The organism is bacterium (assembly GCA_020444325.1).
Classification (GTDB): domain Bacteria; phylum Bacteroidota; class Ignavibacteria; order SZUA-365; family SZUA-365; genus BM516.
Genome location: JAHLLD010000013.1, coordinates 107,451 through 118,783, shown reverse-complemented (window position 1 = coordinate 118,783; position 11,333 = coordinate 107,451). Strand labels below are relative to the sequence as shown.

General features: G+C 57.6%; 7 protein-coding genes. 5 read left to right on the top strand and 2 right to left on the bottom strand.

All coding sequences use genetic code 11. The features are described from left to right. Positions 1-113: 113 nt before the first annotated feature. A complete protein-coding gene (locus KQI65_15385) occupies positions 114-2,561 on the bottom strand; it encodes a DUF4968 domain-containing protein (GenBank protein ID MCB2206124.1) in 2,448 nt (815 codons plus the stop codon). Positions 2,562-2,578: 17 nt separating this feature from the next. After that, the gene (locus KQI65_15380) at positions 2,579-4,183 is read right to left on the bottom strand and encodes a sodium:solute symporter (protein ID MCB2206123.1); all 1,605 of its coding nucleotides are present in this window, start codon (positions 4,181-4,183) and stop codon (positions 2,579-2,581) included. A gap of 337 nt (positions 4,184-4,520) precedes the next feature. On the opposite strand from KQI65_15380, the gene KQI65_15375 reads away from it, so the two are divergent. The 5 genes from KQI65_15375 to KQI65_15355 all read left to right on the top strand — a co-directional run bounded on the left by KQI65_15375 (position 4,521) and on the right by KQI65_15355 (position 11,316). Further along, a complete protein-coding gene (locus KQI65_15375) occupies positions 4,521-7,298 on the top strand; it encodes a SpoIIE family protein phosphatase (GenBank protein ID MCB2206122.1) in 2,778 nt (925 codons plus the stop codon). 82 nt (positions 7,299-7,380) lie between these two features. Next, a complete protein-coding gene (locus KQI65_15370) occupies positions 7,381-9,138 on the top strand; it encodes a DUF885 domain-containing protein (protein ID MCB2206121.1) in 1,758 nt (585 codons plus the stop codon). After that, the gene (locus tag KQI65_15365) at positions 9,135-10,208 is read left to right on the top strand and encodes a phosphotransferase (protein MCB2206120.1); all 1,074 of its coding nucleotides are present in this window, start codon (positions 9,135-9,137) and stop codon (positions 10,206-10,208) included. Before KQI65_15370 ends, KQI65_15365 begins: the two co-directional genes overlap by 4 nt. Further along, complete coding sequence (locus KQI65_15360; GenBank protein MCB2206119.1) at positions 10,208-10,603, top strand: ATP-binding protein; 396 nt, start codon at positions 10,208-10,210, stop codon at positions 10,601-10,603. The genes KQI65_15365 and KQI65_15360 overlap by 1 nt, the downstream gene beginning before the upstream one ends. After that, entirely contained in the window at positions 10,600-11,316 is a 717-nt protein-coding gene (locus KQI65_15355) for an NTP transferase domain-containing protein (protein ID MCB2206118.1), read from the top strand. The genes KQI65_15360 and KQI65_15355 overlap by 4 nt, the downstream gene beginning before the upstream one ends. The last annotated feature ends 17 nt before the right edge of the window (positions 11,317-11,333 follow it).

The window sequence follows — 11,333 nt, the reverse complement described above, 5'->3', positions numbered from 1 at the left end:
AAAGAATCCATCTCAAATTCTTGACGCATTCCCCTCGATTCCTCCTCTTTATGAACGCCCCTCCGTGTCTTCGCGTCTTGGTGTCTTCGCGCTCACCAGATCAATCGCATTCCTCAGTACTCAAATCGATAGACCTGGCTGCCGGTTCGGAAGGGCAGGCTGATTTCGAAACGGTGCGCACCGACATCCTGCAGCACATGTGCCTGTTCGCGCTCCTCTTCGTTTTCAAACAGCAGCGCTTCGTCGTTGATTGCCACGCCGCGCGGCATGGTCGAGGAACCGAGAATGCGAAAGCGGATGCTTTTAATCGCTGCAGCATATCGGCCCGGACTGCTCTCGGTGCGGATCACCCAGGAAAGTCCGTCATTGTAAAGGGAAAAGTGAATCTCATCAAATTCACCCTGCAGGTGGCCGAAACCGTCACCCCTGTCGAGATAGAGCGTGTACCGCGCCTGATCCTTCGGGACGATATCGAGGATCAGCTCCGTCATCGGGGATTCGCCGGTATACTGCTGCACATTGCGTCGCGGAATGATGGCACCTGCCCGGTAGAAATACGGGAGGCGCTCCATGGGGGCTTTCACCAGGATGCTCTGTCCTCCCTCATGACTTTCGCCTGTCCACGCATCGATCCATCTGCCGGGGGGCAGATAGACCTCACGTGACTGCGCTCCCGCCTCCACCACGGGGGCGACGAGCAGGGAAGGTCCGGCCATGAAGCTGTGCTCCCACGCACTGCTGTAGCATGCGGCGTCCTTCGGGAAATCATAGAACAGCGGGCGCATGAACGGCGTGCCGTCCTGCGAAGCACGGTGGAATTCAGAGTACATGTACGGGAGCATTTCGTAGCGCAGATTCAGGTAATGCCGTGCGATATCTTCGGACCATTCTCCAAACGACCACGGAGATTGATCCGGCGTGTCCAGGTGACTGTGTGTGCGCATGAACGGCGTGAATACCGCCGCCTGCATCCAGCGTACGTAGAGTTCCGGCGTGGGATGCCCGATGAAGCCGCCGATATCCGGGCCGCAGAACGCCATGCCGGAAAGTCCGAGTCCCTGGCACATGCGCAACGCAAGGCGCAGATCTTCCCAACGTGCGCGATTGTCGCCTGTCCACACCGCCGCATATCGCTGCGACCCCGCAAAGCCGGCGCGGGTAAGGATAAATGGTCGCGTATCGGCCCGTGCTGCAAGGAGGCCTTCATACGAAGCTCTGGCCATGAGCAGACCGTAAACATTGTGGATTTTCTTGATCGTGGATTCCCGTCCTTCGTCGTCGAACTCGACGAGCAGAGGAAATTCCCGGCCCCAGACCGCCGGTTCATTCATGTCGTTCCAGAAGCCGTCCACACCCATCGCCGCCATGTCCGCATAATGCGCGCCCCACCAGCTGCGTACGGTACTGCTTGTGAAATCGGGGAAATGACACCAGCCGGGCCACACCTCGCCGCTGTACAGCTGTCCATCCGGGTAGCGTGCAAAATATCCGTTGCGTACCCCCTCCTCATAGACCTCGTAACCCGCTTCGATTTTTACACCGGGATCGATGATGGGGACGATCTTGAAACCATCATCCTCGAGGTCCGCGAGCAATGCGGCGGGGTCCGCGAAACCACTGCTGTCCCATGTGAACACCTTGAAACGATCCATGTAGCGGATGTCGAGATATATGACATCGCAGGGGAGTTTCCGGTTTCTGAAATTCTGCGCAATATCCCGCACTTCAAATTCGGGATAGTAACTCCACCGCGACTGCTGATTCCCGAATGCCCACATCGGGGGCAGCGGGATACGACCGGTCAGATGCGTGTATTGTCTGACCACATCCGGCAGGGCGGGGCCGCTGAACAGGTAGTAATTCATCTCGCCGTCTTCTGCACCGAAGGAAAACACCCGGTCGCTGGCCGCGCCGAGGTTGAACGTGCTGCGATAGCTGTTGTCGAAAAAGACGCCGTATGCACCGACATCACGCACACCGATGAAAAACGGAACAGAGACGTACAGGGGATCCTGCGCTTCCCCGTATCCGGGCACGTCGGAATTCCACATCGTCCAGTTGCTCCCGCGTTTGTTGAGTCCCCCGGTCTTTTCTCCCAGCCCATAGAATCTTTCGTCATCGTGCAGCCGTTTCCAGACCTGCACCTCTTTCCCGTCCCATGCGTGACCGAACGCGGGGGCGTCCTCGATCAGCACGCTGTCGCGCGTATCGCGCAGTATGAGGCGGACGGGGAATTTCTCGAGGACGATGCTGCCGCCGGGAAAACGCAGTGTCAGGTCGCCCGGATGGTCCTCAATGTCCCAGCGCAGAAGCGGGTTTTCGCCGGCCACCACCGCGTAGCTCGGGATATCCTGTATGACACCGTCCCTGCCGACCTGCACCCGAACGATAGCGCTGTCGACAAGGGTGAGTTTGAGTACATTGTTGGTCGCCTGCACGGTAAGTGTGCGGTCCGTCGTCGAATGGGAGGTGTACGAACCGAGGAAAGTGTAGCGATCGGCCCGGGTGAAGGGGGCAACGAGGAGCAGGAGCAGAAGTGTGAACGTGATGCGCTGTTTCATAATTCTCTTGCGGGGGTTTAGCGGAACTGCCACCAGAGCAGCAGGAGGAGGATGACGAGCACTGTGGACATCGCGATATTGACGCGACGCATGGCGCTGCTGCGGCTTGCCTCCCGGGGTGTTTCCGAAAATGTGAGATTAACCAGCCGGCTGCGGTCGGGGGCGGCTGTTGCGAGTGAGACGCCCACGAGGACGAGCGAGCAGACAATAAACAGGAAAATTGCGACATGAAGAAAATTCACCGTCGCCATGGTCACTAGCACCGGGTTGTGAAATGGATCGAGTTTGTGCGCGATTTCAAGTATGAAGCGGAATGCACCGAGAAACAGTCCTGTCAGCAGGGAAGCCATGGCGCCTTTCGCGTTCACGCGCCGCCAGAAAATGCCGAAGAGGAAAACCGCGGCGATGGGTGGAGAAATGTAGCCCTGGACGCTCTGCAGATACACGTACATACGCTCATCGCTCAGCAAACCAATAAACGGAATCCACAGTAGTCCGAGCACTACCATCGCGACCGTGACCAGCCGTCCCACGCGAACGGTTTTCTTCTCGCCTGCGTCGGGACGCAGCTTCTGATAGATATCCATGGTGAAGAGGGTGGACGTGGAGTTGAACATTGCGCTGAGCGACGACATGAGCGCAGCCAGCAGTCCTGCCACGACCAATCCGCGGAGTCCCTCCGGAAGCAGTGTGGTGATCATCCAGGCAAAGCTCGCATCGCCCGTGACTTCACCGCCCGAGAGTGCGTACCCCACCACGCCGGGCAGCACGAGGATGAATACGGGGAGGATTTTCAGGAAACCGGCGAAAACCGTACCCGCCTGCGCATGATCGAGATTGCGGGCGCTGAGCACGCGCTGCACGATATACTGATCCGTGCACCAGTACCAGATCCCCAGTATCGGGGCGCCGAAAACGATGCCGGTCCATGGAAAATCCGGATCGCTCATGGGCTTGAACATATGCCAGAAATCCGGGGGCGTCGCAGCCACCACGGCATCCCAGCCCCCGGCACGATCGAGTCCAATCACTGTCAACGCAACAGACCCGAAGATGAGAATGAACATTTGCACGAGATCAGTATAGATCACGGCGCTGAGTCCGCCGAGCACGGTATAGATGCCGGTGATAAGCACGATCACGACAGCGGAGGTGTACATGTCCCATCCCACCACGGCGTTCAAGAGGATTCCGCCCGCGTAGAGGGAAATGGAAATTTTTGTCAGTACATACGCAACGATGGAAATGACGCTCAGATACCACCGGGCACTTTTTCCGTATCGCCGCTCGAGGAACTCGGGCATGGTGAACACGCCCGACTTGAGATAGAATGGCGTGAATACCCAGCCGAGCAACAGCACGATCAGGCAGGCCAGCCATTCAAAATGTCCCACGGCAAGACCGGATTTGGACCCCGTTCCCGCGAGTCCCAGCAAATGCTCACTCGAAATATTCGTCGCGAAAAGGGATGCGCCGATCGCCAGCCAGCCGATATTTCTTCCGGCGAGGAAATAGTCGACCCGCGTCGTTCCCCTCCGCGTGAAGTACACGCCGATGCCGATGACGAGAAGAATGTAGCACACGACGATCAGCAGATCGGGGAACGCGAGCGTTGAGGCCATGCAGACGCCTCCTGGTTGAAGGGATGGAAAATAATCTGCGGAATAGACCGCAAAATGGCAAATATTTCAGCCACGCGCTTTGCAGCAGGACAGGGTGCAGACACAGGGGACATCCCTCATCGTGGCAGGCGTATTTCCCTGCCTTGGAATGCAACTGTGGGAGGTTTTCCACGTAGGTTGAAAAGTACAGGTCATCATTTCAATCCTGGATTGCGTGCAGGACCATCCCGACGGAGAAGGGATGAATTTCCAGATTTTAATAATGCGTTCTGCATCGTACTTTCAGGCATCGCTATAAAGATTTCTTGTCTCACTGCTGAACCATCGCTGCCGACGTATGCGCAATACCCTCAATGGCATATCAACGAGTTGGATCCGCCTGATGTATACGGTGTTCGCGATGCTGGTGCTCGCGGTGACATCGTACAATTTCATGCACATCATGGTGTGGCGTGTACCGAGCAATGATCAGTGCAAGTGGCAGCAGCTGTACTCCGACACCACACGTATTCACGTATATCACCTTTCTGAAGGGGGAGCTGCAGACAGGGGCGGACTCGAACCTGGTGACATTATCACCTCCGTCAATGGCGTCCCGGTGTCCCGCACCACCGATATTCGTCCCATTCTCGATGCGTCGCCACGCAGCGACAGCGTGCAGCTGGGCATTGAACGTGACCACCGCAGCAGGCAGATTCTGCTGACGCGCCACGAGGGTGAAGACACCCTTGGCGTTCTGCTGCGTGATCGCATTTTTGAAACCATGGTCATCACCGACATTGTGCAGGACGGCGTCACGGATCGTGCCGGGGTGAAAGATGGCGACGTGCTGCTCCGTATCGACGGCGTGAGTGTCAATAATCCGAGGGGACCGCAGTATTACCTGAACATGCACGAAGCGGGATCCACCGCCAGGTTCCTGGTCGATCGCGACGGTCAGCTGCGCACATTCAACGTCAGTGTGCGGAAAACTTTCAACTATCCTTACCTCGCGCAGTTTCTGCTCGGACTCGGTTTTCTGCTCGTGGGATATCTCGTGGTCATGGCGCGTCCCCAGGGAAGCATTCAGCGAAAATTTGCCAGGTTTGGCATATTCGCCATGTTCTTCTTCGGCATGTCGACGCTGGCCATCAGTGACTACTACGACCCGCTGTGGAAAGTACGCACCATGGGATCGATCAACCTGCTGGCACGGGCCCTGGCCCCACCGACCTTTATCAGCTTCTTCCTGTTCTTCCCCGTTCGTCGCGCCATCACACAGCGCCGGTGGCTGATGCCCGTTCTCTACGGAACGACGGCACTTGCCAGTCTGTATTCCCTCGCGTTTTATTTTCAGCGAGATCTGGGGTTGGTCCTCGGGAAGGAACTTGTGGCGGTGGCGGAAATCCTGCCGTATGCATTCTTCCTGACGGGACTTGGACTGTTCATCCACAGCTATTACCGGAAGGTCGAACCCGATCGTCGCGTTCAGCTGCGTCCCATCCTGCAGTCCGTTTTCATCGGTATCGCAGCGTTCCTGTATATCCTCATCCTCACGACGACGTACCGATTCGCCATCTTTCTGCAACCGTATCTGCTGATTCCCGCTTTGCTGGTCATCGGCATTCCGCCGGCATTCGGGTACTCCATCATCAAATACAGACTGATGGACTTTACGGTGATCGTCAAGCGCAGCCTCATGTACGGTCTGATCACGGCGGCGATCGCTGCGATCTATCTCGGCGTCGTGTTCGGTCTGGGAAGCCTGCTCGGTAATGTGCTGGGGGAAACGGACAATCAGCTGCTTACCCTGGTTGCCTTCATCGCCATCGCATTGTTGTTCGATCCTCTCAAACAGCGAGTGCAGCTTGGCATCGACAGGCTTTTTTACAGGGAGCGTTACAATTACCAGAAGGCACTGCTCGAATTCAGCAATGAACTGCCGAGGCAGATCAATCTCGAGCAGATTCTGAGCAGCGTGGTCAACCGGATTGCATCCACCATGCATGTCGAGAAAGTGTCGGTCGGACTCTGTGACGGCGACAACGGATGCAATGTGCTGAGTAAAAACATCCCTGAAGAGTTCGTGGAGTTTTCGGCGCAGGAAGGCGGTATTCTGCAGCTGCTCAAGAAAACGCGGGCTCCGTTTTCCGTTGCCCATCTCGATGAAGATGAACGCATCACGAGCGAGGTCGACAGACAGAAACTCGAAGCGTCAGGCATTATTCTGATGGTGCCCATGTTCCTGCAGGACCGCATGATCGGTGCGATCAATGTGGGACCCAAGATGAGCGGAAGCGTGTATTCACAGGAGGATATGGACTTGCTCTCGACCGTCGCCAGCCAGGCGGCCATCGCAATCGAGAATGCACGTCTGCATCGCTCTGAAATCGATAAGCAGAAAATTGCCGAGCAGCTCAAGATCGCACAGCGCATACAACAGGGACTGCTGCCGAAAACCAATCCCCCGATTGATCGCCTCGATATCGCTGGAATCTCCATTCCCGCCATGACTGTGGGCGGCGATTATTACGACTATATCGAGCTGCCGAACAACAGGCTTCTCGTTACCGTCGGCGACGTGTCCGGCAAGGGTGTTTCCGCTGCGCTGTACATGGCGAAAGTGCAGGGAATGATCCGCTTTGCCGCGCAGCAGTACGACACGCCACGCTCAATTCTCAGCAGCGTCAACCGTCTCATTTACGAAGGCATGGAACGCAATTCCTTCATAACGATGATCCTCGCCCTTTTCGACCTCGATGCAGGGACTGTGACCGTGTGCCGTGCGGGTCATACGCAGCCCCTTGTGGATCTCAATGGGGAAATGCGCTTCCTCGGATCGGACGGGATGGGTCTCGGTCTCGAACCCGGCGAGGTGTTCGAGCGGGCCCTGGAAGAAAAGACATTCCCGCTGCGGGAGGATGGACTGCTTCTGCTTTATTCCGATGGATTGACGGAAGCGATGGACGCGGAGAAGCATGAGTTCGGGGAAGACCGCGTGATTCAAATTGTGCAGCAGGCACGCTGTGAAACTTCGGCGGAACTGCAGGACATGCTCATCCATGAAGTCGAACTGCACCGCAACGGGGCTGAACAGAACGATGACATCACTATCGTAGTGATTCGTATTCGTTAATCGTTGCTTGCAGCACGTACGCTTGTGGGATCACCGGAAATTCACGTACTTTCGATGATCCCGTTTTTTTATCCGGACTCCCATGAAACGCACCCTTCTCTTCCTCCTTCCCGTCCTGCTGCTCCTGTTCTCATGCAGCAGCGACTCGCGCAGTGACGAAGACCGCGCCTTCGAGGCGCTGGCAGATCGTTTCCTGCAGCAGTATCTCGCCACCTTCCCCGAAGCGGCCACGGCGCTGGGCGACCATCGCTTTGACGATCTTCTCAATGATTGCACTGCCGAAGGATATGCCGAAGCTGCGGCACTCTACCGCGCCTACCGCGATACCCTCCGCAGCATCAGGGTGGAGACGCTTTCGCCCGAGCACATGATCGACTATGACATTTTTCAGCACGTGCTCGACGAAGGGATTTTCGAAATCGAGGAACTGCGGGAATGGCAATGGAATCCGCTGGATTACAACGCCAGTGATGCGATCTATTTGCTCATCGCGCGCGACGGCATCCCGCTCGAACAGCGTATGCGCTCGGCCATGCATCGGATGAACGCGATGCAGCACGTCCTGGGGTGTGCGCGGGTGAATCTGCAGCATCCACCGCTCATCCATACCCAGACAGCCATCCTGCAGAATGCGGGAAGTATCGCCCTGCTGGAAGTCACCATGCAGCCCTTCATCGATTCGCTGCCTCCGGCACTGCGTGACTCCGTATCCATTGCACGTGACGCGGCGGTGCAGGAGCTGGAAGCCTATGAGCTCTGGCTGCGAAATGAACTCCTGGACAGGTCGACAGGGGATTTCCGCCTGGGAGAGGAGCTGTACAGCCGCAAGTTCGCGCTGCAACTCGATACCGACCTCGCGCCACAGGAACTGCTTGAAGAGGCAGAGCGACTGCTCGACGTTACGACGGAGGAAATGGACCGGGTCGCATCCTCACTGTATGCGAAGCTTATGCCGGAAGCTCCGCTTCCCGCGGAACGCGGAGAACGCATCCGCGCTGTGCTCGACCTGCTGGCGCAGGACCACCCCAGCGACAGCACCATTGTCGGACTGGCGGAAACGACGCTTGAGGAAGCCAGGGCGTTTGTTCTCAAACATCAGCTCGTGACGGTGCCGAAAGAGCCGCTCGATATCATCGTCATGCCTGAGTTCCAGCGTGGTGTCGCCGTCGCGTACTGTGATTCCCCCGGGGCACTCGAGAAAAACGGGAAGACCTTCTTTGCCATCGCTCCGACGCCAGAACACTGGCCGGAAAGCCGCAGGGCGTCGTTCTATCGTGAGTACAACACGCATATGCTCAAAGATCTGGTTGTCCACGAAGCCATGCCAGGGCACTACCTGCAGCTCGTGACCGCCAATCATGCCGAGACACCGACACTGCTGCGCAACGTGTTTCCCAGCGGCGTCTTCGCAGAGGGATGGGCGACATACTGTGAGCAGTTCATGGCGGACGCAGGCTTTGGTGGTGAGGCCATGCACATGCAGCAGCTCAAGATGTATCTCCGCCTCCTGATCAATGCGATTATTGACCAGCGCATTCATCGTGGCGGGATGAGCGAAGCAGAAGCGATGGATCTGATGATGCGCCGCGGTTTCCAGGAAGAGGGAGAGGCCGCGGGCAAGTGGAGGCGGGCCTGTCTGACCAGTGTGCAGCTCAGCACGTATTTCTATGGCAACATGAAAATCCGTCAGCTGCGCGACCGCGTGCAGGCCGCGGAAGGGGAGCAGTTCTCGCTCCGCGCGTTTCATGACCGCCTGCTTTCGTTCGGCACCATCAACCCGAAATATCATCCCATGCTGATGAAGCTCCCTGCACCATCGCCGCCGGTTGCCGCGCGATGATAACCCCGGGGCTTGAACACAGCGGTGTGCAGGACGAAGACCTGCGCTGGCTGGAACAGGCGTTCCACGATACCTTTGGCGCATCTGCAGAAGCTGCGGTCCTGCTCAAGGGGGATGCTTCAGACCGTAAACTTCTGCGTATTCGTGGGGGTGGCAATTCCGCGATCGGGGTCATGGGACCGTCCCTCGAAGAAAATCGCGCGTTTATCGCTTTTGCAAGAGGATTCAGAGCTTCCAGACTCCCTGTACCCGAAATCCATGCCGTCGACCCGCGGGAGCGGTGTTATCTCGAAGAGGATCTCGGGGAAACAACGCTGGCGGCATGGCTGGACTCGCATCGCGAAGGTGATGGCATCGATGCCGCAGCGGAACAAATGTATCGCGACGTCCTCGATGATCTTCTCCGCTTCCAGATCGATGCCGCTGATGCTGTCGACTATTCCTATTGCTACCAGACCGCTGAATTCGGGACCGATGCCATGCGCTTCGATCTCGCGTACTTTCGATCGATGTTTCTCGAGCCGCTCGTTCGTATCCCATACGACAGCAGCGCATATGTCCGCGACGGGGAGCGCCTGATTTCATTGCTGCTCGAGTCTGAGCGGAGGTTCTTTCTGTACAGGGATTTTCAATCCCGCAATATCATGGTTCGTGACGGCGCGCCATGGTTCATCGATTTTCAGTCCGGCCGACGCGGAGCGCTGCAATATGATGTGGCTGCCCTGTTGTTTGACAGCAAGGGACGCCTCCCGCGGGACATACGGCAGCGTCTGCTTGAACATTACATGGACGGTGTGCAACGGCGCATTTCGATAGAACGGCGCAGCTTCGCCCGTCTCTTTGAAGGATTCGCTGTTCTTCGCCTGCTGCAGGCGCTCGGCGCATTCGGGAATCTCGGGCTCAACAAGAACAAGCCGTCCTTTCTCACTCTGATTCCTTCGCGTCTGCAGAGCCTTGCCATGCTTGTCAGGGAGGCTGAGATCATGGAGAACCTTCCGAACCTGCAGAAACTGCTGCTCGATATCAGCGGTCAGCCTGACGCCCTTCATCTCGAATTCCCGGAGTCCTGATGCTCACCATTGCGCTTTATTCCTTTGGCTATCACCGCAGCGGTATCCCCGTCGATCCCCACGGCAATCACGGGGGGTTTGTGTTCGATGCGCGCTGCCTGCCCAATCCCGGCCGGGAGGCGCAGTACAGACATGTCAGCGGACTCGATGACGCGGTGCGAGCGTACCTGGAGAAGCAGCCCGAAACCGCCGTCTTTCTCTCGCATGCGATCGCGATGATCGAACATGCCGCCGGTCTGTACAACGCGCGGAAATTTGAACATCTCCAGGTTTCATTCGGCTGCACGGGGGGGCAGCATCGCTCGGTATTCTGCGTCGAGTATGCGGCACGCATGCTGCGGCTGCATGGCTACACCTGTACGGTCGAACATACCGAACGGGAGCGCTGGCAATGAAAGGCATGGTGCTTGCCGCCGGATTCGGAACGCGGCTCGCCGGGCATATCCCCGAGCTTCCGAAACCGCTTGTGCATGCCGGTGGCAGGCCGATGATTTCCCTGGCTCTCGAAACACTGCATCGCAGCGGGTGCAGCGAGGTGATCGTCAATCTCCATCATCGCGCAAAGCAGATTGCCTCGTGGCTCGAGCAGCAGGATTTCGGCATGCGGCTGACACTTGTCCATGAGCGCGACATACTGGGGACGGGAGGAGGCATACTCAACGCCGCAGAGCATCTCGCGGGCGATGGCAGCTTCCTTGTGTGTAACGCGGATACGTTCACCGCGCAGGACCTTCGTCCCATGCTCGCGCGGCATGAGGAGCGCGGTGCGCTGGCCACCCTTCTCGTCAATGAACGTCCCACCAGCCGTCCCGTACTTTTCGACCGCGACTGGCGCTTTCTCGGCAAGCAGAGCTGGTTTGACGAAACGCAGCTCCCACCCGCCGACGCAATGCAGCGCGGTTTCTGCGGTGTGCATGTGATCAGTCCCGCGCTGTTCCGTACGGATTTCCCCCGCGGTTTCGCCGACATCTTCGATATTTACCGTCAGGCGATGGCTGCGGGCGCGGAGCTCCAGGGCTTCGAAAGCGCAGCGTACTGGAGTGATCTCGGTACGCCCGAGCGCATCGCGGATTTTGAACAGTGGCTGCGGCAGACAGGGACACACTGACCCGGCATGGCTTTCCT